Source organism: Planococcus sp. PAMC 21323 (genome assembly GCF_000785555.1).
Taxonomy (GTDB): domain Bacteria; phylum Bacillota; class Bacilli; order Bacillales_A; family Planococcaceae; genus Planococcus.
Map to the genome: position 1 here is coordinate 1,251,146 of NZ_CP009129.1, position 20,669 is coordinate 1,271,814.

The following is a 20,669-nucleotide window of genomic DNA, read 5'->3' on the forward strand; positions in this document are numbered from 1 at the left end:
AAGGGGGAAATTGAATAATGGATACGTTAATTGCGTTATCACCTTTACTATTAATGTTCTTGCTAATGTGGTTTTTCATCATCCGTCCTGCACAAAAACGTCAGAAGGCAACTAAAGACATGCAGACTGAACTAAGACGTGGCGACCGCATTGTCACAATCGGCGGATTACACGGCCTAGTTGATGCTGTTGATGATGCTACAATCTACATCACTGTAGCTGATGGTACGCGTTTGCAGTTTGAGCGCCAAGCAATCGCACGTGTAGTGGAATCTGCAAAAGCAGTAATCTAAATGTAAAAGCTCGCCTTCGATTGAGAAGGCGTTTTTTTATTGAAAAAATAATGTCCTTATTCTAAATTTTCCAGTTACAGGGTACAATAGATAGAACACATCAGAAAGGAGTATTTGCATGACGAGTTATCCAGAACAATTTAAATTCGTTTTGCCAGCGCTCGAAAGTAAACAAAGTGAATTCTATCATTTTGATTATGATACATTTACAGAAGAAGATTTATGGGAGTTTTGTGTGAAGAAAAAATGGCGGAAAAAAGATATAAAGTCGATGCATCTTTATGAAATGATTAATGACATTATGGATATGACTGCATCTGACTTTTTAGCTTACCACCAAGTCGAAGGATTAAAAAAAGCGCGTTGGAACGACGATAGCACCATTGAAAATATTCAACATTTACTACGTCCACCTAATAAAAAATAAAAAAATTTTTTATTAAGTAGGTGTATCTCAACTAGATTTTAAAAACACTCATTTTTCGCTCGATTACCCGAGTTGAATTTGACAGCGCATTACGGCTGTTTCATAATGATAGTGCTGTGTTTTTCACGACGAGGAGGAAATTTACATATGAAAGCAAGAGGCCGCATTATCGCCTTTTTCTTATTGGTTTTGCTACTGATAGGAGTTATAGGCAGCACGAGTTTACCAATCGCAAAAGACGTTAAATTAGGACTGGATTTGCAAGGTGGTTTTGAAGTGCTTTACGAAGTATCAGCTCTTCAAGATGGCCAAGAAATCACACAAGACGTACTGACAGATACGACAAATGCGTTGATGAACCGGATTAACGTACTAGGTGTTAGTGAACCCGTTATTCAAATTGAAGGCGAAGACCGCATTCGTGTTCAATTGGCGGGAGTTGAAGATCAAGCGTCAGCACGTGAATTGCTGTCGACAGAAGCCAACTTAACGTTCCGTGACGCTGAAGATAATCTGTTGCTTTCAGGCAATGACTTGAAGCAAGGCGGCGCGACAGGAACTTTTGATTCAAATGGGAACCCGATTGTCACATTAGAATTAAACGATCCAGGAAAATTCGCTGAAATTACAGAACAAGTTTCTCAAACAGCTCCACCAGATAATTTATTAGTTATTTGGCTAGATTTTGAAGAAGGTGTGGATTCATTCGCAGAAGAGCGTCTGAAAGCAGACCCGAAATTTGTTTCTGCGCCAAGAGTTGAGAAACGAATTTCATCACCATCTGTTGAAATTACAGGTTCTTTTACAGTTGAGGAAACCCAAAATCTTGCTGGGATTTTAAATGCCGGGGCATTGCCGGTTAGCTTAGAAGAGATTTATTCGACTTCTGTTGGTGCACAATTTGGAGAACAAGCACTTGATCAAACAATGGTTGCAGCAGCAGTCGGTATTGCATTAGTGCTCTTATTCATGCTCGTGTATTATCGTTTACCGGGTGCGGTAGCAGTTGTCACGCTATCAGCATATGTTTATTTGATCATGGTGGTGTTCGAATGGATTGGCGGCGTGCTCACTTTACCAGGTATCGCTGCGATTATGCTTGGTGTCGGGATGGCAGTAGATGCCAACATTATTACGTACGAACGTATTCGTGAAGAAATGAGAACAGGCAAGTCAATAAAAGACTCGTTCCGGGTAGGCGCACGTTCGTCATTCTCGGCGATCATTGATGCCAACGTTACGACTTTATTAGCAGCAGCTGTGTTGTTCTATTATGGAACAAGCTCTGTTAAAGGATTCGCGACTTTGCTTATTATCTCTATATTAGTCAGCTTTATTACAGCCGTTTGGGGATCGCGTTTATTGCTTGGCTTATGGGTCAATAGCGGTGTGCTCGATAACAAACCAGGCATGTTTGGATTAAAGCAATCCGTTATTCATGCAAAAGAAGAAAACTTAGAAATTACGGATTTATCTACGCGATTTGATCGCTTTGATTTTGCACGTAACCGCAATAAGTTTTTCTTAGCTTCAATTGTATTAATTGTTTCAGGGATGGCTGTTCTTGGTGTGTTCCGTCTAAATCTAGGTATCGACTTTTCAAGTGGTACGCGTGTAGAAATTGCATCAGAAGCCGCGTTAACAAAAGATGAAGTACAAACATTCCTTGATGGTGCTGGATTTGAAACAGACGATATTGTCATTTCAGGAGACAATTCTGATATTGGCGTCGCACGTTTCAAAGAAGAGTTTAGCCAAGAACAAATCAATAATTTAAAAGCTGTCACGATGGATGAGTTTGGTGCAGAACCAAACGTATCAACCGTGTCGCCAACAGTAGGTCAAGAATTAGCGAAAAATGCATTGTATGCATTGTCAATCGCAGCTATTGGAATTATTATCTATGTAGCGTTCCGTTTTGAATGGCGCATGGGTGTTGCATCAATCGTTGCATTGATTCACGATGCCTTCTTTATCGTCGCAGTATTTAGTTTACTTCGTCTAGAAGTCGATATCACCTTTATTGCGGCTGTCTTAACGATTATCGGTTATTCGATTAACGATACCATTGTAACGTTTGACCGAATTCGTGAAAATATGAAGCGCATGAAGAAAATCGACACGGTCGAGCAGCTAGAAAAAGTGGTCAACGTATCACTTCGTCAAACGCTAGGTCGTTCGGTTAATACGGTATTAACTGTATTATTAGTTGTCATTGCGCTATTAATCTTTGGTGCTCCATCAATCACTAACTTCTCGATCGCCTTATTAATCGGTTTAATCGCTGGAACCTATTCCTCAATCTTTATCGCAGCTCAGCTATGGCTGATTATGAAAAAAGCTGAGTTAAATAAAAAAGGGCCAATCGATATCGAGAAAAAAGAACAAGAAAATAAATGGGGTTCAGACGAACCTGTAGTTTAAGTTTAAAGCTATGATGGAACAGGGTATAATTACTATGACCTTGTTCCATTTTTTTATTTGAAAGGGGGAAATGCAATGAAATTACAATGGCTACTTTTAATTGGACTTGTTTTTGCAGTAATTATCGCCGTATTTGCCGTTGTTAATGTTGAAGAAGTACCGGTCAATTATGTATTTGGTGAAGCCGAATGGCCGTTAATCTTGGTCATCTTAGCCTCTGCACTTCTTGGATTTTTACTAAGCAGTGTGTTAGCGATTATGCGCAACTACCAAATGCAACGTAAAGTTAAAGCGTTACAAAAAGAAATTGCTGTAAAAGAAACACTGATCGCAACACAACAAAACGAAATCGCTGCTTACCAAAAAGTTGGAATAGAACCAGAAGCACAAATTGTAACAAGCGAAAAACTGCCAGAAGAACCAACTAAAGAGGAATTCTAAAAATGAACCTTTCGATGGAGACGTCGAAAGGTTTTTGTCTGCGATTTTTTACTGTATAATAGATCGGTGAGGAAGTGAATTCGATGATTGAATCTAAAAAACGATGGCGTTTAACAACACCAGATGAACAACAAGTTCAAGATATACAGAACGAACTGAAGATATCATCTGTACTAGCTAAAATTTTAGTGACGCGTGGCTTAAACACACCCCAAGCGGCACGTGAATTTATGAAAATGGACGTCAGCGGCATGCACGATCCTTATTTGATGAAAGATATGGATGTTGCCGTAACACGCATTCGCGAAGCAATCGATAAACAAGAAAAAATTGTCGTTTACGGAGATTATGATGCGGATGGCGTTACAAGCACAACGGTTATGATGACGGTTTTACAAGATTTAGGGGCAGATGTGTCCTTTATGATCCCAAACCGTTTTAAACACGGTTATGGACCGAATACGGAATTATTCCAACAAGCTTTTGACGATGGGACAAAACTAATTGTTACAGTAGATAATGGCATCTCAGGCATCGAGCAAGTTGATTTTGCTAATAGCTTAGGAATGGATGTCATCATCAGTGACCATCACGACATTGGCGATCAGATGCCAAATGCGCTAGCAATCATTCACCCACGTCATCCCGAAGGACAATATCCTTTTGGTGAACTAGCGGGAGTCGGGGTCGCGTTTAAAATGGCTCACGCACTTTATGAAGAAATTCCAGATCATTTAATCGAATTAACAGCAATTGGTACTGTTGCTGACTTGGTTCCGCTTCACGGAGAAAATCGATTGTTTGTAAAAGAAGGACTGGCTGCATTAATTGATTCGCCGAGTCCTGCGGTTGGAGCCCTTTGTGAAGTGGCGGGCATAAAACAACAAGACATTACGGAAGAAACAATTGGCTTTATGTTTGGACCACGTATTAATGCCATTGGTCGCTTGCAAGATGCGGACCCAGCTGTACAAATGTTTTTAACAGAAGACCCTGCAGAAGCACGTTCGTTAGCTTCTGGGCTTGATGTGTTAAATAAAGAACGGCAAGCAATTGTTAAACAAATTACTGAAGAAGCGATGCAGCAAGTAGAGCAGCGATATCCAAACGGTGTGCCGCGAGTACTTGTCGTCGCACAAGAAGGTTGGAATCCAGGCGTAGTTGGAATCGTAGCATCAAAACTTACAGAGAAATTTTATCGTCCATCGATTGTGTTGTCGCTGAATCCAGAAAACGGCAAAGCAAAAGGTTCTGCACGAAGCATCGATGGTTTTCATTTATACAACGAACTCGCTAAAAATCGGGATATTTTGCCGCATTTTGGTGGACATCCAATGGCAGCAGGCATGACCCTTGAAGCGAACGATGTGGATGAGTTGCGCGAACGATTAATCATGCAAGCAGAAACGAGTTTGACAGCAGAAGATTTATTGCCTGTTGTGGATATTGATATCCCACTAAACTTAGACGAAATCGACATTATCGCAATCGAATCGATGCGTTCACTTGCCCCATTTGGTATGGGTTTTGCAAAACCGAAGTTTTACCTTGAAGGCGTCCATGTGGCGTCAATTCGTAAAATTGGTGCAGCTCAAAACCATTTGAAAATGGAGTTGACGCAACATGCTGCTACGCTTGATGCAGTAGGATTTGGGCTCGGTTCGGTTGGAGATGAACTAACACCAGATGTTAAAATTGATGTGATTGGTGATTTACAAATAAATGAATGGAACGGCCGTAAAAAGCCGCAGCTTATGGTGGAAGATGTTCGTACAGATCAATGGCAATTATTTGATATTCGAGGCATTCGTCAAGTATCACGTTGGTCGAAATTGATTCCTCAGCAAAACCAGGTATTTTTAGCGTTTAAAGAAGACACGCCAGCATTGTTTCAATCATTTTTGCCGCAGCCTATTTGTTCGGTAACTCAATTAGATGCTTTATCTGATCGCAAAGATCATTTAGTATTGCTTGATTTACCAGAATCAGAAGAACAATTGGCAGAGGTTTTAGCTAAATTAAAACCAAAACGAATTTATGCACATTTTCATGCCAAGGACTCTCAGTATTTTGAGCAAATTCCAACGCGTGAACAATTTAAATGGTTATTCGCTTTTATTAAAAAGCGGGGATCGTTTGATTTTAATAAACATTGTGATGAACTAGCAAAACATAAAGGTTGGACACGGGAATCATTATTTTTCATGCTGCAGGTGTTTTTTGAACTTGGTTTTGTTACACTTAACAATGGTATTACCGAGATTGCGCAATCGCCAAGCAAACAGGATTTATCAGAAGCACCGATATATAAACATCGCGAGCAGCAGATTGCCCTAGAGCAAAAGCTATTGTATGCATCTTTTAAAGATTTAAAAGAGTGGTTCGATACGAAAGTATCTGCCAAGGAGGAAGAAATATGGATTTAAAACCGTACATTACCATTGTTGAAGATTGGCCAAAACCAGGAATTCGTTTTAAGGACATCACATCGTTGATGGACAACGGAACTGCCTATAAGTATGCAACAGACAAAATAGTTGAATACGCAAAAAAAGTAAATGCAGAAGTAATCGTAGGGCCTGAAGCACGCGGCTTTATCATCGGCTGCCCAGTAGCTTATGCGCTCGAACTTGGCTTTGCTCCAGTTCGTAAAGAAGGCAAATTGCCACGTGAAGTGATCAAAGCTGAATATGGCCTTGAATACGGAACAGACATTTTAACAATGCACAAAGATGCAATCAAACCTGGTCAACGTGTATTAATCACGGATGATTTGCTTGCAACAGGTGGCACAATCGGTGCTACGATTAACTTGGTAGAACAGCTTGGCGGAATTGTCGTTGGCTGCGCATTTTTGATTGAATTGACTTACTTAGATGGTCGTAAAAACTTAGGCAACTATGACGTCACGACATTAATGCAATATTAATAGGAAATCTCTTTGCCTTTTGGTAAAGGGATTTTTTTCTAGCGTCAAGGGTATAGATACTGTAATGATGATAAAAGTGAGGTGTCTGGATAATGAAGTTGGAAAAAAATCACGATCCCCATTTAAATGCCGCATGGATTGACCAGTTTTTGGACAATCGCACACCCCTAGAAGAAATCACCTACGAAACAGAGCGATATTTTAAAGCCGTAAAAAAAGATTTCGCTAAAAGCAAATACAATCGGCCTAAAAAAACGATGGTGCAACGAATGTGGTCATTGTTTTCAGAAAAATTTACGATAGAAGATGAACATCATTTCGAGAGCGTTGTAGTTGGAGACGAGCTTTTTCCGTCCTGGAAAAAACGGCTTGACCAAGAATACCGGAAATTAGAATCGACAATTACACAAAGAGTAGTAGTCACAGACTTCGGAGCTTTGGGAGATGGAATGACCGACAGCACAGCTGCCTTTTATAGAGCATTTGGCAATGGAGCGGTAGAAGTAAGGGTTCCAGCAGGCGTATATATCGTAAAGAACTTGCGTATTCCGTCATGGACGCGCTTAATCGGTGCAGGAAAAGGAAAGACAATCATCAAGCTGCATCCAGACGCACCGCGCAGAGCACGATTACTGACCAACCGCAATTACATAAGAGGAAATCGTAATATTTCTGTCGAACAGTTAACCTTAGACTGGCATGTTGAACGGCTTGGCAATATGGAGAAAACAAGTACAGGTAATAATTACTCAAGTTGTTTAACGTATTCCAACTTAACGTACGGCTGGGTAAAAGATGTTGAAGCGCTGAACCCTGGGTTGCATTGTTTTGATATTACGTCACCGTTTTATAATTATGCAGGAGACGGTTTACGAGGCAAAGACGGAAGCCAATTCGTGTGGCTTGATGGCGTTAGCGGCTCTGGGTTTGGAGACGATGGAGTGACCACGCATCATAGCGACTATATCTTTGTGTCCAATTCCCATTTTAGTGACCCAAGCGGAAGAGCTCATAAACAAGGATTTTCAAATTCAAATGGCTTTGAAGTGGACGATGGTTCTAGGCATGTATGGCTTGTCAATAACTCCAGTGCACGTTGTTTTGGAGGAGTCGAAATAAAAGCCCACGCGGAATCTTCAGCAGCTACAGGCGTCCATATATCTGGCCATTTATCGGTACACGATAATCGTTCATTTAACTTCCGTCATATCGGTCATCATAAAAAAGACGATCCACAGTCGCTATCAGCCTTTAATATTCGTGCTCAAAAACTGGTATCCATTGAACCTACTGAGACAGCGCTATACAAATCCTCATCCCCTCGTTGTTTAGTGGTGTCAGGTTATCGAAATGTGGCCATAAACCGCTTTTTATTTATTGGTGATCCAAACTATGACTATAAGCAAAAACCCGCTGTTGCCATTCAATATCGAGCTGCATGTGTTTCATTGACGAATGGCGTTATTGAAAAGTTTACGACCGCAAATGCGGATATTTCCATAGCGGGTGGCGAACAAAGTGCAAATAGTATTCGCATAAAAAATATTTTAAGCATTGCATCGGCGAAAGAGTCGGTCCTTGTCGGGAAAGAAAGCAGCTTGGTTCATTTAGAAGAAATTCGTAAACGCAACAATCTTTTTCTTTAATCGACTATAATTAGGTGACTACTAAGATGATAAAAAAGGTCGGTTGTCGAAAATTGACGAAAATTATCATAAATGTCTTGTTAAGTAGCTATCAAAGCTTTACATTTGACTACAATCCTTTTTATAATAGATAGATATACTTTTGGAAAAAATGAAAACAAGGTGGGCAATTATGTCTAAAGATCAAGTGAGAACAGCTGAAGATGTATTCGAAATGGTTGCGTCTTATATGAATGCCGATCATGTACAAACGATTAAAAAGGCATATCAAGTTGCGTATGATGCCCATATGGGACAATTCCGCAAATCGGGAGAACCCTATATTGTTCATCCGGTTCAAGTAGCAGGGATTTTAGCAGATTTACAAATGGATCCCGCCACAGTGGCAGCAGGGTTTTTACATGATGTAGTTGAGGACACAGAAGTTAGCCGTGAAGACATCGTCCATGATTTCGATGAAGAAGTAGCAGTGCTGGTTGATGGTGTAACCAAGTTAAGTAAAATTAAGTATTTATCTAAAGAAGAGCAACAGGCGGAAAATCATCGGAAAATGTTTGTCGCTATGGCACAAGATATTCGTGTTATTTTGATTAAACTCGCTGACCGACTGCATAATCTTCGCACATTAAAATACCAGACTGTCGAAAAACAACGCATCAAAGCAAATGAAACTCTGGAAATTTTTGCCCCGATTGCGCACCGTCTTGGAATCAATACCATTAAATGGGAATTGGAAGATACGGCATTGCGTTATTTAAATCCGCAGCAATATTACCGAATTGTTAATTTGATGAAAAAGAAACGTACTGAACGCGAAGATTATTTAAATAATGTCATTGCTGAGGTTCGTACACAACTTGATGAAGTTGACATAAAAGCGGATTTGTTTGGTCGACCAAAACATATTTACAGCATATATCGTAAAATGGCGATTCAAAACAAGCAATTTAATGAAATTTACGATTTGCTGGCGGTTCGTATTACGGTCGAAAGCATTAAAGATTGCTATGCTGTACTTGGAATTATTCATTCAACATGGAAGCCGATGCCAGGTCGTTTTAAAGATTATATTGCAATGCCAAAACAAAATTTATACCAGTCGCTTCATACGACGGTTATTGGACCACAAGGTGACCCGCTAGAAGTGCAAATTCGTACAGAAGAAATGCACCGCATTGCAGAATACGGAGTTGCTGCGCATTGGGCATATAAAGAAGGCAAAATGGCTGATAAACCAAAAAGCTCGGTCGATTCACGTTTATCATGGTTCCGAGAAATCCTTGATTTCCAAAATGAATCTGATAACGCAGAAGAATTCATGGAGTCACTGAAATATGATTTATTTTCAGATATGGTTTATGTCTTCTCTCCAAAAGGCGACGTGATTGAAATGCCGGCAGGATCTTGTCCAATTGATTTTGCTTACCGAGTGCACTCGGAAATTGGTAATAAAACCATCGGCGCAAAAATAAACGGCAAAATGGCACCACTTGATACGGAATTGCACACAGGTGACATTGTGGAAATTTTGACTTCCAAACAGTCATTTGGTCCGAGTCGTGATTGGTTGAAAATTGCTAAATCGACACAAACTAAAAATAAGATCAAGCAATTTTTCAAAAAACAATTGCGTGAAGACAATGTGCAAAAAGGTAGAGAACTGATTGAAAAAGAAATTAAAGCACAAGAGTTCCCGATAAAAGAAGTGTTGGCAAACGATAACATCAAACGTGTTTGCGAGAAATTCAATTTTGCAGGGGAAGACGATATGTACGCGGCAGTTGGCTTTAACGGCATAACAGCGCAACAAGTTGTGAACCGTTTAGCTGAAAAAATGCGTAAAAAACGCGAGCAAGAAGAAGCGATTGAAAAAATCACTGTCGAAATGAAATCCAACACACCGAGAAAGCAGACGGAATCTGGTGTCATCGTTAGAGGCATCGACAATATGATGATTCGTCTGTCAAAATGCTGCAATCCGGTACCTGGGGACGATATCATCGGGTTTATTACAAAAGGTCGTGGTGTTTCTGTTCACCGAACCGATTGCCCGAATATCCACTCGAATGAAAACGATCGACTAATTCCTGTAGAGTGGGAAAATGAAGGTACACCTGATAATAAAGCGTATCAAGTAGATATTGAAGTTCAAGCTTATGACCGCACAGGTTTAATTAACGAAGTGATGCATATGGTAAGTGAGGCGAAGACGACGATTACGGCAGTAAGTGGACGTGCAGATAAAGATAAAATTGCTACAATCAACTTGTCGATTTTAATTTCGCATATTTCACATTTGAATCGCGTCACTGAAAAAATCAAATCCATTCCGGACGTTTATTCGGTCCAGCGCGTGACGAATTAAGGAGGCAACATGAGAGTAATTTTGCAACGCTCTAAACAAGCATCTGTGACAGTCGACGGTGAGACGACCGGCGCGATCGAGTCGGGTTACGTTTTGCTAGTTGGCATCACTCATGAAGATACAGAAAAAGACGCCGACTATTTGGCTAGAAAAATTGCGCAACTTCGATTGTTTGAAGACGAAGAAGGCAAGATGAATCGTTCTATTCTCGAAAACGGTGGAGAAATTTTATCAATTTCTCAGTTTACTTTGTATGGCGAAACTAAAAAAGGGCGACGCCCAAGCTTTGTCGCAGCAGCTCGTCCAGAAGTTGCGGAACCGCTCTGGCAAGCGTTTAACACAGCGCTCGAAAGTCATGGACTAGTTGTCGAAACCGGTATTTTTGGAGCCATGATGGACGTTCAGTTGGTCAATGACGGACCAGTGACGATTATGTTGGAGTCTTAATCTCGTATGTGGAAAGAAGTACAAGGTGAATTCGCCTTGTGCTTCTTTTTTTGTTTGTTTATGCACGGTCAGCGGGGAATACGCACGGTCGACGAGAAATACGCGCGTTCGATGGGGAATACGCACGGTCGACGAGAAATACGCGCGGTCCGCAAAGAATATGCACGGTCAGCGGAGAATACGCACGTTCGGCGAGAAATACGCTTGGACCACAAGAAATACGAGCGCTACCCCCAAAAACCAAAATTTGCACAAAAAAGCACGGAGGAAAATTCCTCCGTGCGACAGTTCTACTCACTCAATTTAGCATCAAAGTAATTGATAATACCTGTGTAAAGACCAAGCGCCGCTTGTTCGCGGAACTGCTTGCTCGTTAACACGCGTTCTTCATTAAAATTGCTCAAGAAGCCAAGTTCAACAAGAACAGCAGGTTGCTTATTCTCACGGAGCACTAAGTAATTGCCATGTTGAACGCCGCGATCATGCAATGTTAGCTTTTTACCAAGTTCTGCATTGAGATACTCAGCTAATTCTTTTTGATATTCATGTTGATAATAAGAAGTGAATCCTGAAATACTGCTATCTTCGGTAGCGTCGTAATGAATGCTAATAAAAGCATCAGCTCCAGCTTGATGACTGCTAGATACACGCGTGCGGAGGTCGACATACGTATCAGATTGACGCGTCATGACTACTTCGGCTCCAGCTGCGTTAAGATGTTGAGACAAGATTTCTGCCGTTTTTAATGTTAGTTCTTTTTCTTGTGTTTTGAGGACGCCAACTGTGCCGCCATCGTTACCGCCGTGACCTGGGTCAAGGACGATCGTTAAGCCATTCAGTGTTCCTTTTTTGCGTACTGGTGTTTCACTTTGTTGCTTTTTAGTAAAGGCTTCTTCAGTCGATACAACCCATTCAGCGACAAAGGCCGTTTTACCGTCAGGCAATGAAACTTGGTACCAATCATCTTGCTTGGCAAGAACAGCTAATTTATCACCAGCATTGGCACGACTAGCAACTTCAGAAGAAGTGGTCGCTGCAGTTCGTAAATTTGTGCCATCTGTTAAAATAACGACAGATTCATTCAAGTCACTTTCGACTGTTTCTACAGTTTGATCCGATAATTGGCCGTGGAATGCGTAAACCCAACCGACTTTATCTTTTGGTAATTCGATTTCCACCCAGTTTCCTTTCATAGATAATACGGGGAGGACTTGTCCTTTGTGAACAGTGTCTTGAACTTTAGAGCTCAAATCCGGTTTTGAACGAACATTTAATGCATTTACTGCTACTTCGAAAGAAGAAACTTTTGAAATAACCGCTTTTTTTTCTTCTTTCAAATCTTCTTCTGATTCGGTCTCGACAGGTGGTACGATTTCTTCAGATTCCTCAGCAAAACTAATGTATTGTTTTGAAACAAACCCGCGAGAATTGCGGAAGTTGATTTCCACCCATTCTCCTGTGGTACTCACGACTTCCGCTTGATCGCCAGCGTTCATTTTTGTTAAAACTGCTGCTGATAAATCAGGTTGCGAGCGAACATTCAATCCATTAACTGATGAAACTATGGTATTTCCAGATGTTTTTTCCGAATCTCCATCTGCAGTTGTTAGCCACGATGCGATCCAGCCTTCTTGACCATCCACTCGAACTTCTAGCCAGTCGCCTTGTTTTGAAACAACAGTTGCTGTTTGTCCTTGTTCCAAGTCACCCGTCACGCTATAAGAAAGCCCAGGACCTGATCGCACATTGACTGTCGTACCGGAAATTTCCACGGTGTCAGTGTCGGCGAAAGCGTGATTTTCAACAAGCAAAGGAAAGCTGGCAGCTATGAATAAAATAAATGAAATAAATGCAATTAACTTTTTGTGTTTCATGCCACACCCCCTATAAAAACTTCTCTTCAATAGTATCAAAAAAAAGAGCGCTTGTGTCAAAAAGGTTGACAAGCACACGGTGAGTTATTAAGATTGATTTATTATACTTATATATTTGCTGACGACGAAGAAAGTAATTGCATGAATTGGCTGAAAAGAGAGGGAAAGTCTCGGGCTGTAAACTTTCCTACAGACACCTGCGATGAATAACACTTTTGAGGCTTTTTTCTGAAAAGCGCTTGCCGCTTATTAGGAAAAAACGGAACCGGCCGTTACCCGGAATGAGAGGATGCATTTTTCTGCATCAACTAGGGTGGAACCGCGGAAGCTAATACAAGCTCTCGTCCCTTGCGTAAAGCAAGGGGCGGGAGCTTTTTTGTATGGAAAAATAAAGGAGTGAACCAAGAGATGGCTATTCAAGCACCACGCGGCACATATGATGTGCTGCCCGACCAATCCGCAAAATGGCAAGAAGTTGAACAAAAAATTAATGAGTTGTGCAGACTTTACCAATACAAAGAAATTCGCACACCCATTTTCGAACATACTGAGTTATTCCAGCGCGGTGTAGGTGACACGACAGACATCGTTCAAAAAGAAATGTATACATTCCAAGACCGTGGAGAGCGTTCATTGACTCTACGTCCTGAAGGAACGGCATCAGTGGTTCGTTCTTATGTAGAAAATAAATTATTTGGTATGCCTGATCAACCGGTAAAATTATTTTATACTGGTCCCATGTTCCGGTATGAGCGTCCGCAAGCAGGGCGTATGCGCCAGTTTGTCCAATTCGGTGTAGAAGCCATCGGATCTAAAGATCCAGCAATCGATGCTGAAGTTATTTCACTCGCAATGGAAGTTTATCGTTCGGTTGGCCTTAAGCAATTGCGTTTAGTTATCAATTCACTTGGTGACACAGAAAGCCGCATTGCGCATAAGGAAGCCTTGATCAAACATTTCGAACCAAGTATTAATGAGTTTTGTGACGACTGCCAAACACGTCTAGAGAAAAATCCATTGCGCATATTGGATTGTAAAGTAGATCGTAATCATCCGTTAATGGCAACTGCGCCATCACTTACGGATTATTTAAATGACGAATCACGTGCTTATTTCGACGAAGTGCAATCGTATCTTTCAAGCATGGATATCGAGTTTGTTGTAGATCCGAATTTAGTGCGAGGTCTAGATTATTATAACCACACAGCTTTTGAAATAATGAGTGATGCTGAAGGTTTTGGAGCAATTACGACCTTAGCTGGCGGTGGACGTTATAACGGACTTGTTGAAGATTTAGGTGGACCCGATTCACCAGGAATTGGTTTTGCAATGAGTATCGAGCGATTATTATTAGCGCTTGAAATGGAAAAAGTAGAGATTGGTCAGTCAAACAATTTAGAAGCTTACGTTGTTGCGATGGATGAATCGACAAAGAAAAAAGCATTTGCGGTAGTTCGTGACTTACGCGTAAATGGCATTTCAGCTGATATGGATTTTACTGGGCGTAAAGTAAAAGCGCAAATGAAATCTGCTGACCGTAAAGGAGCTGCATTTGTCATCGTTATCGGCGAAACAGAACTAGAAAGCGGCAAAGTAAAATTAAAAGAAATGGCGACGGGTGAGCAACAGGAAATGTCATTCGAAGAAATCGCAGCAAGCATATTGAAAAAGAAATCATTGGAGGAATAACTATGTCAAGAACGCATTATTGTGGGGAAGTCAATGAAACGGTCATAGGGCAACGTGTCACATTAAAAGGGTGGGTACAAAAACGTCGTGACCTTGGCGGGTTAATTTTTGTGGACGTTCGCGACCGCTCTGGAATTGTTCAAGTTGTTTTCAATCCAGAAATTTCAAAAGAAGCTGCTGCAATTGGCGAATCGTTACGTAACGAGTTTGTTGTGCACATTGATGGACTTGTAGTAGAGAGAGCGGCAGGCCAAATTAACGTGACGATGAAAACGGGTAAAATTGAAGTTCAAGTTGATCACGCAACGGTAATCAATGCTGCAAAAAACCCACCATTCGCAATCGAAGACAACACAGACGTTAGTGAAGATTTGCGCTTGAAATATCGTTATTTGGACTTGCGTCGTCCAGCGATGTACGAGACTTTCAAAATGCGTTCAGATGTGACCAAGTCGATTCGTCGCTTTTTAGATGAAGAAGGATTTATCGAAGTAGAAACGCCAATTTTGACGAAATCTACACCTGAAGGCGCACGCGATTATTTAGTACCTAGCCGTGTTCATGATGGAGAATTTTACGCTTTGCCACAATCACCGCAATTGTTCAAACAAATGTTGATGGTTTCTGGCTTTGATAAATATTACCAAATTGCACGTTGTTTCCGCGATGAGGATCTTCGCGCTGACCGTCAGCCAGAATTCACGCAAATAGATATGGAAATGAGTTTCCAGTCGATGGAAGATATTATTGGCATGAACGAACGCCTTATGGTTCAAATGATGAAAGATGTGAAAAAAATCGACATCGAACCAACTTTCCAACGCATGAGCTATACAGAAGCGATGGACCGTTTTGGTTCAGACAAACCAGACGTACGTTTTGGTTTAGAGTTAACGGATGTCTCGGATCTAGTAAAAGATTCGGCATTTAAAGTATTTACAGGCGCCATTGAAAACGGCGGTCAAGTCAAATTGATCAACGTTAAAGGACAAGCGGCTAATTATTCTCGTAAAGATATTGATGCGCTAGGTGCTTTTGCAGCAGTTTACGGGGCAAAAGGACTTGCTTGGTTGAAAGTGGAAGAAGAAGGCGTCAAAGGACCAATTGCTAAATTCTTCGAAGGCGAAGCAGCAACTGCGTTAACAGACCGTGCACAAGCAGAAGCAGGCGACTTATTATTGTTTGTTGCAGACAAGAAATCAGTAGTTGCAGATGCACTTGGCGCACTTCGATTGAAATTTGGTAAAGAATTAGGGTTGATAGACAACTCGGTGTATAAATTCCTATGGATCACAGACTGGCCATTGCTTGAATACGATGAAAAAGATGGTCGTTATTATGCAGCTCACCATCCATTCACAATGCCGTTTGAGGAAGACTTAGACAAACTAGCAACCGACCCACAAAGCGTTCGTGCGCAAGCCTATGACTTAGTGTTAAACGGTTATGAGCTAGGCGGGGGATCGGCACGAATCTATCGTCGTGAAATCCAAGAGCAAATGTTTGAAGTGCTTGGCTTTAGTAAAGAAGAAGCCAACGAACAATTCGGTTTCTTAATGGAAGCTTTCGAGTACGGAACTCCTCCGCATGGTGGAATTGCATTTGGATTAGATCGTCTTGTTATGTTACTAGCAGGGCGCACAAACTTACGTGATACAATCGCTTTCCCGAAAACGGCAAGTGCGAGTGATTTGCTGACAGCTGCGCCGAGTCCAGTTTCTAGCGCACAACTTGAGGAATTGAGCCTATCTTTAAACATTCAGAATAATTAAAAAGTAATAGTGTAAAAAGCTTGTTTATACAAAAAAGGTGTGCTAACATAAGTTTATAGAGAATCCTGATGTGTTCGTTTTAAGCAATTCGATTTTGACCCAACATTATGTCGTCGGGAGATCGCATTTTACCATGGCTAACATGCCTTAACGGGAAGTTATAAGTGGTGAAGAGGTCACCCACCTGCTTTCAGCGGGTTCAAACGATGCGCAACAACAAAGACGGCACGATTGGGATTCTTACTAAAAAAATCATTTTTATCCCTTAAACAATTTATTGTTTAAGGGATTTTTTATGTGTATAATCCCTATTATGCGTATCAACTTTGAAAGGCAGTGGCTCTAATGTTACATCAGTTCTCAAGAAACGAGTTAGCAGTAGGAAAAGAAGGAATCGATTTATTAAAAAATTCAACAGTGGCTATTCTAGGAATCGGAGGCGTTGGTTCATTCGCAGCTGAAGCATGTGCACGAAGTGGTGTAGGCACGATTATTCTAGTGGACAAGGATAACGTTGATATTACCAATATTAATCGTCAGCTTGTTGCCAATTTATCAACTGTTGGACAATCTAAAGCAGGTGTGATGAAAGATCGCATCGCCGACATCAATACCGAGTGTAAAGTTATTTCTTTGCATATGTTCTATACAGAAGAAACATGCGAAGAATTTTTCAGTTATAATCCCGATTATGTAATTGATGCATCGGATACGATGATTTATAAAGTTCATTTAATGGAAGAGTGTTATAAACGTGGCATTAAAATTATTGCGAGTATGGGAGCGGCCAATAAAACCGATCCGACACGCTTTAAAATTGCCGATATTTCAAAAACACATACAGACCCGTTAGCGAAAATTATCCGTAAAAAATTACGCAAAAACGGCATTTACAAAGGTATTCCAGTTATTTTTTCAGATGAAAGTCCAATCATAGTACGCGAAGACGTTGTTGACACGGTAGGTAAACCAGATGCCGCTATCCGCAAAGCACAAATGCCGCCGTCTTCGAATGCATTTACTCCTTCAGCAGTTGGTTTGATCGCTGCGAGCTGGGTTGTTAACGACATTACCAAATCCATTCCGATTTCACGTGTTCGAATGAATTAATTCGCAGCCGGCTCTTTTCATGAGCCGGTTTTTCTATGTAATTTAATAGAAAATGAAAAAGCCATTTCCCATTTAGGAAACAGCTTTTTATTTTAGTACGTTTATAATTTTTCACATACTGCTATTTTTTATTTTTACGGAAGCTTTTTAGCTTTTCATAAATTCCAGCAAATTTCTTTTCTTCACCAGCAATGACTGGTTTGTAAAACTCAGCTTTTTTAACTTCTTTCGGTAAATAATCTTGATCGGCCCAGCCGCCAAATGAACCAATTGGTGTGTCGTGTGGGTAGCGGTAGCCACCATGTCCAAGCTCTGTGCTTCCAGCGTAATGCGTATCACGCAAATGCATTGGAATATCACCGACTTCGCCTTTGTTAATGGCGCTAGTCGCGGCATCAATCGCTTTATAGGCAGAATTGGATTTTTCAGAAAGACACATTTCAGCTACTGCTTGTGCAAGGGGAATGCGAGCTTCTGGCAGACCAAGACGATCAGCTGCTTGGCACGCTGCAAGAACATGGCTACCCACTGCTGGATTGGCAAGTCCAATGTCTTCATAAGCCATAACAAGTAAACGTCTTGTAACAGCCGTTAAGTCTCCATTCTCAAGCAAGTGCGCCAAATAATACATCGCGGCATTGACGTCGCTACCACGCACTGATTTCTGCAAAGCAGAAAGTAAGTTAAAAAAATGAGATCCTTTTTTATCGCCAAACACACCAACGCGTTTGATCATTTGCTCAACCATTTGATCTTCAACAATAAATTTCCCATTAATTTCGTCAGACGCGATGACAATCGACTCTAGCATCGTCAATGCTTTTCTGGCGTCACCGTTTGTGCCTTCTGCAATACGCTCTACTTGCTTTTCAGAAATCTCGATTTGTTCATTGCCAAGTCCCCGTTTGGGTTCGTTTAAGGCAGTGTTTAAAAGTTGCACAATGTCTTCGTGAGATAATCGTTTTAACTGTTTGATTTCACCGCAACGCGAACGGATCGCGGGATTCACGTCGTGAAATGGATTTTCAGTCGTCGCACCAATTAAGACAATGGATCCGCTCTCAACGTGCGGTAGGAGTGCATCTTGTTGTAATTTATTAAAGCGATGGATTTCATCAAGAAATAACAGCACTTTACCAGTCATCCGAGCTTCTTTAACAACTTCTTCGACATCTTTCTTGCCAGAAGTTGTGGCATTCAAAGCGATAAAAGGTAAATTTGAGGTCCCTGCGATAGCGTGAGCAATGGAAGTTTTACCAATTCCAGGTTCACCATACAACAGCATCGACGGAACATGACCGTTGCTAATCATTTTATATAAAGCGGTATGCGGTCCAATTACGTCTTTTTGTCCAACGACTTCATCGATGGTTCGAGGTCGCATACGAAAAGCTAGAGGTTCATTGTGCATAAAAAAACTCCTTTCGTACATTCGTTCTATTAGTATAGCGGTTGAAGTTTCAAAAGTCATTGCAAGTCCATTTGAGTCGAATTATGATATACTGTTTTGAAGAATAAAGGTAGATAAACCGGCGATTTTATGATGTATTATTAGCATTATTCTGTTAAATGTCGCTTCTCAAACTAGCAACGTTTTTCCATAAGAGTCGCAACTAGTTTGTTCCATAACGTATATTAGCAAACAAAGTCAAAATTAATTTAAATCATTAACTTAGAGGTGTACTCATGAAAATTTCAACCAAAGGCCGTTACGGTCTAACAATTATGATCGATCTTGGAAAACATTACGGAGAAGGCCCGTTGCCGCTACGCAAAATTGCGGCTGAAAATGAGCTTTCTGAAGCTTATTTAGAGCAATTAGTAGGCCCGTTGCGAAATTCGGGATTAGTGAAGAGTGTCCGCGGGGCATATGGCGGCTACATGCTGGCGCGCCACCCAAGAGATATTTCCGCTGGAGACGTGATTCGTGTTCTTGAAGGACCGATTCAGCCAGTTGAAGGCATCGAAGATGAAAAGCAACCTCAGCGAGAGCTATGGGTGCGCATTCGCGATGCTGTGAAAAATGTTTTAGATACGACCACAATCGAAGATTTAGCAAACGCTGAAAACGATGAAACTGATAACTATATGTATTATATATAAGGAGTTAAAAAATCATGAATCGAATTTATTTAGACCACGCAGCGACTTCACCGATGCACCCAGAAGTGATTACTACTTTTTCTGAAGCACTAGGCTCTGTTTATGGCAATCCTTCAAGTATTCATTCGACTGGTAGAGCAGCACGTAAAGTGTTAGACGATGCGCGTAAATTACTAGCTAACAGCATTCACGCGGATGACAATGAAATCATCTTTACTAATGGTGGAACAGAGGCGGATAACTTAGCGATTTTTGGCACTGCTGCAAAAAAGAGTGGGAAACATATTATTACGACTGTTATTGAACACCATGCGGTATTGCATGCTTGTGAAAAATTAGAACGTGAAGGTTACGACGTAACTTATTTACCTGTGGGTGAAAATGGTTGTGTGCGAGCAGAAGACGTGAAAAACGAGCTCCGGGACGATACAATTCTAGTATCGATTATGATGGGCAATAATGAAGTTGGAACGATTCAGCCGATTGCCGAGATTGGTGCGTTGCTAAAAGATACTGATGTGACTTTCCATACGGATGCAGTTCAAGCTTTTGGTATATTGCCAATCGATGTCAACTCGTTAAACGTCGATTTATTATCAGTTTCTGCGCATAAACTGAACGGACCTAAAGGCGTTGGCTTTTTATATCAACGAAAAGGAACGGCATTATCTCCACTTTTATACGGAGGAGAGCAAGAACGTAAACGTCGCGCCGGAACGGAAAACGTACCGGCGATTTCAGCGTTTGCGAAAGCAGCAGAAATTGCATTAGCGACAATGAAAGAAAAAACCGCAGCTTACGAGCAATACAAAACAATTTTTAAAACCGTTTTGGATAAACAAAACGTCGACTATAAAGAAAATGGCAGTAATCTGATGCCACATATTTTGAATCTCAGTATTTCAGGCATTGAGATCGAATCGTTTTTAATCAACTTGGATTTGGCAGGAATTTCAGCTTCAAGTGGTTCAGCGTGTACAGCGGGTTCAATCGATCCTTCACATGTGCTCGTTGCCATGTACGGCGAACAAGCTGCTGAACTTCGCAATTCCATTCGATTTAGCTTCGGATTAGGGTTAACGTCTGAAAATATTGAGCAAGCTGCCGAAAAGACAGCGCAAATCAGCCAGCGTTTGGCATTAAAATGAA

16 protein-coding genes, 1 other RNA gene and 1 other annotated feature are annotated in these 20,669 nt (G+C 41.0%); of the genes, 15 read left to right on the plus strand and 2 right to left on the minus strand.

Annotated elements, in window-relative coordinates; translation table 11 throughout:
* Window positions 1-17: 17 nt before the first annotated feature.
* From yajC to dtd, 9 genes are all read left to right on the plus strand, one after another.
* Window positions 18-293 (plus strand): preprotein translocase subunit YajC, encoded by a 276-nt coding sequence (gene yajC / locus PLANO_RS06350; protein ID WP_038703629.1) that lies wholly within the window; start codon window positions 18-20, stop codon window positions 291-293.
* 118 nt (window positions 294-411) lie between these two features.
* Window positions 412-720: a post-transcriptional regulator gene (locus PLANO_RS06355; RefSeq protein WP_038703630.1), complete on the plus strand. Its 309-nt coding sequence runs from the start codon at window positions 412-414 to the stop codon at window positions 718-720.
* A 147-nt stretch (window positions 721-867) separates the two neighbouring features.
* The gene (gene secDF, locus PLANO_RS06360; RefSeq protein ID WP_038703631.1) at window positions 868-3,144 is read left to right on the plus strand and encodes a protein translocase subunit SecDF; all 2,277 of its coding nucleotides are present in this window, start codon (window positions 868-870) and stop codon (window positions 3,142-3,144) included.
* Window positions 3,145-3,219: 75 nt separating this feature from the next.
* Window positions 3,220-3,585 (plus strand): LapA family protein, encoded by a 366-nt coding sequence (locus PLANO_RS06365; RefSeq protein WP_038703632.1) that lies wholly within the window; start codon window positions 3,220-3,222, stop codon window positions 3,583-3,585.
* 83 nt (window positions 3,586-3,668) lie between these two features.
* Window positions 3,669-6,011 carry a single-stranded-DNA-specific exonuclease RecJ gene (gene recJ, locus PLANO_RS06370; protein WP_038703633.1) on the plus strand — a complete coding sequence of 781 codons (2,343 nt, stop codon included), beginning with the start codon at window positions 3,669-3,671 and terminating at the stop codon, window positions 6,009-6,011.
* Entirely contained in the window at window positions 6,002-6,514 is a 513-nt protein-coding gene (locus PLANO_RS06375; RefSeq protein WP_038703634.1) for an adenine phosphoribosyltransferase, read from the plus strand. Before recJ ends, PLANO_RS06375 begins: the two co-directional genes overlap by 10 nt.
* Window positions 6,515-6,606: 92 nt before the next feature.
* On the plus strand, window positions 6,607-8,160 hold the full coding sequence (locus PLANO_RS06380; RefSeq protein WP_038703635.1) for a glycosyl hydrolase family 28-related protein: 1,554 nt from the start codon (window positions 6,607-6,609) through the stop codon (window positions 8,158-8,160).
* 172 nt (window positions 8,161-8,332) lie between these two features.
* Window positions 8,333-10,525 carry a RelA/SpoT family protein gene (locus PLANO_RS06385; protein ID WP_038703636.1) on the plus strand — a complete coding sequence of 731 codons (2,193 nt, stop codon included), beginning with the start codon at window positions 8,333-8,335 and terminating at the stop codon, window positions 10,523-10,525.
* Window positions 10,526-10,534: 9 nt separating this feature from the next.
* A complete protein-coding gene (dtd, locus tag PLANO_RS06390) occupies window positions 10,535-10,972 on the plus strand; it encodes a D-aminoacyl-tRNA deacylase (RefSeq protein WP_038703637.1) in 438 nt (145 codons plus the stop codon).
* Window positions 10,973-11,262: 290 nt separating this feature from the next.
* Here dtd and PLANO_RS06395 read toward each other — a convergent pair whose 3' ends face one another.
* Window positions 11,263-12,846 (minus strand): N-acetylmuramoyl-L-alanine amidase family protein, encoded by a 1,584-nt coding sequence (locus PLANO_RS06395; protein ID WP_038703638.1) that lies wholly within the window; start codon window positions 12,844-12,846, stop codon window positions 11,263-11,265.
* A 112-nt stretch (window positions 12,847-12,958) separates the two neighbouring features.
* Window positions 12,959-13,198, plus strand: a binding site (T-box leader).
* A gap of 56 nt (window positions 13,199-13,254) precedes the next feature.
* Between PLANO_RS06395 and hisS the strand changes: the two genes are divergently transcribed.
* The 4 genes from hisS to PLANO_RS06410 all read left to right on the plus strand — a co-directional run bounded on the left by hisS (window position 13,255) and on the right by PLANO_RS06410 (window position 17,417).
* On the plus strand, window positions 13,255-14,535 hold the full coding sequence (hisS, locus tag PLANO_RS06400; protein WP_038703639.1) for a histidine--tRNA ligase: 1,281 nt from the start codon (window positions 13,255-13,257) through the stop codon (window positions 14,533-14,535).
* A gap of 2 nt (window positions 14,536-14,537) precedes the next feature.
* Window positions 14,538-16,307 (plus strand): aspartate--tRNA ligase, encoded by a 1,770-nt coding sequence (gene aspS / locus PLANO_RS06405; RefSeq protein WP_038703640.1) that lies wholly within the window; start codon window positions 14,538-14,540, stop codon window positions 16,305-16,307.
* 59 nt (window positions 16,308-16,366) lie between these two features.
* Window positions 16,367-16,549, plus strand: a non-coding RNA gene (gene ssrS / locus PLANO_RS15815) — 6S RNA.
* Window positions 16,550-16,652: 103 nt separating this feature from the next.
* Complete coding sequence (locus PLANO_RS06410) at window positions 16,653-17,417, plus strand: tRNA threonylcarbamoyladenosine dehydratase (protein WP_038703641.1); 765 nt, start codon at window positions 16,653-16,655, stop codon at window positions 17,415-17,417.
* Between the two features lie 121 nt (window positions 17,418-17,538).
* Here the strand turns inward: PLANO_RS06410 and PLANO_RS06415 are convergent, their stop codons facing one another.
* Complete coding sequence (locus tag PLANO_RS06415; RefSeq protein WP_038703642.1) at window positions 17,539-18,828, minus strand: replication-associated recombination protein A; 1,290 nt, start codon at window positions 18,826-18,828, stop codon at window positions 17,539-17,541.
* Between the two features lie 275 nt (window positions 18,829-19,103).
* Here PLANO_RS06415 and cymR point away from each other — a divergent pair, with 275 nt between their 5' ends.
* Together cymR and PLANO_RS06425 are read left to right on the plus strand one after the other, a co-directional pair.
* Window positions 19,104-19,520 (plus strand): cysteine metabolism transcriptional regulator CymR, encoded by a 417-nt coding sequence (gene cymR, locus PLANO_RS06420; protein WP_038703643.1) that lies wholly within the window; start codon window positions 19,104-19,106, stop codon window positions 19,518-19,520.
* A gap of 14 nt (window positions 19,521-19,534) precedes the next feature.
* Window positions 19,535-20,668 (plus strand): cysteine desulfurase family protein, encoded by a 1,134-nt coding sequence (locus tag PLANO_RS06425; RefSeq protein ID WP_038703644.1) that lies wholly within the window; start codon window positions 19,535-19,537, stop codon window positions 20,666-20,668.
* The last annotated feature ends 1 nt before the right edge of the window (window position 20,669 follow it).

What these genes read in the sequence shown, in the direction of transcription:
- PLANO_RS06425 (WP_038703644.1), top strand. Translation starts at nt 19,535, where the DNA reads ATGAATCGAATTTATTTAGACCACGCAGCGACTTCACCGATGCACCCA.
- PLANO_RS06385 (WP_038703636.1), top strand. Translation starts at nt 8,333, where the DNA reads ATGTCTAAAGATCAAGTGAGAACAGCTGAAGATGTATTCGAAATGGTT.
- PLANO_RS06375 (WP_038703634.1), top strand. Translation starts at nt 6,002, where the DNA reads ATGGATTTAAAACCGTACATTACCATTGTTGAAGATTGGCCAAAACCA.
- PLANO_RS06380 (WP_038703635.1), top strand. Translation starts at nt 6,607, where the DNA reads ATGAAGTTGGAAAAAAATCACGATCCCCATTTAAATGCCGCATGGATT.
- PLANO_RS06355 (WP_038703630.1), top strand. Translation starts at nt 412, where the DNA reads ATGACGAGTTATCCAGAACAATTTAAATTCGTTTTGCCAGCGCTCGAA.
- PLANO_RS06395 (WP_038703638.1), bottom strand. Translation starts at nt 12,846, where the DNA reads ATGAAACACAAAAAGTTAATTGCATTTATTTCATTTATTTTATTCATA.
- PLANO_RS06410 (WP_038703641.1), top strand. Translation starts at nt 16,653, where the DNA reads ATGTTACATCAGTTCTCAAGAAACGAGTTAGCAGTAGGAAAAGAAGGA.
- aspS (WP_038703640.1), top strand. Translation starts at nt 14,538, where the DNA reads ATGTCAAGAACGCATTATTGTGGGGAAGTCAATGAAACGGTCATAGGG.
- yajC (WP_038703629.1), top strand. Translation starts at nt 18, where the DNA reads ATGGATACGTTAATTGCGTTATCACCTTTACTATTAATGTTCTTGCTA.
- hisS (WP_038703639.1), top strand. Translation starts at nt 13,255, where the DNA reads ATGGCTATTCAAGCACCACGCGGCACATATGATGTGCTGCCCGACCAA.
- secDF (WP_038703631.1), top strand. Translation starts at nt 868, where the DNA reads ATGAAAGCAAGAGGCCGCATTATCGCCTTTTTCTTATTGGTTTTGCTA.
- PLANO_RS06365 (WP_038703632.1), top strand. Translation starts at nt 3,220, where the DNA reads ATGAAATTACAATGGCTACTTTTAATTGGACTTGTTTTTGCAGTAATT.
- cymR (WP_038703643.1), top strand. Translation starts at nt 19,104, where the DNA reads ATGAAAATTTCAACCAAAGGCCGTTACGGTCTAACAATTATGATCGAT.
- dtd (WP_038703637.1), top strand. Translation starts at nt 10,535, where the DNA reads ATGAGAGTAATTTTGCAACGCTCTAAACAAGCATCTGTGACAGTCGAC.
- PLANO_RS06415 (WP_038703642.1), bottom strand. Translation starts at nt 18,828, where the DNA reads ATGCACAATGAACCTCTAGCTTTTCGTATGCGACCTCGAACCATCGAT.
- recJ (WP_038703633.1), top strand. Translation starts at nt 3,669, where the DNA reads ATGATTGAATCTAAAAAACGATGGCGTTTAACAACACCAGATGAACAA.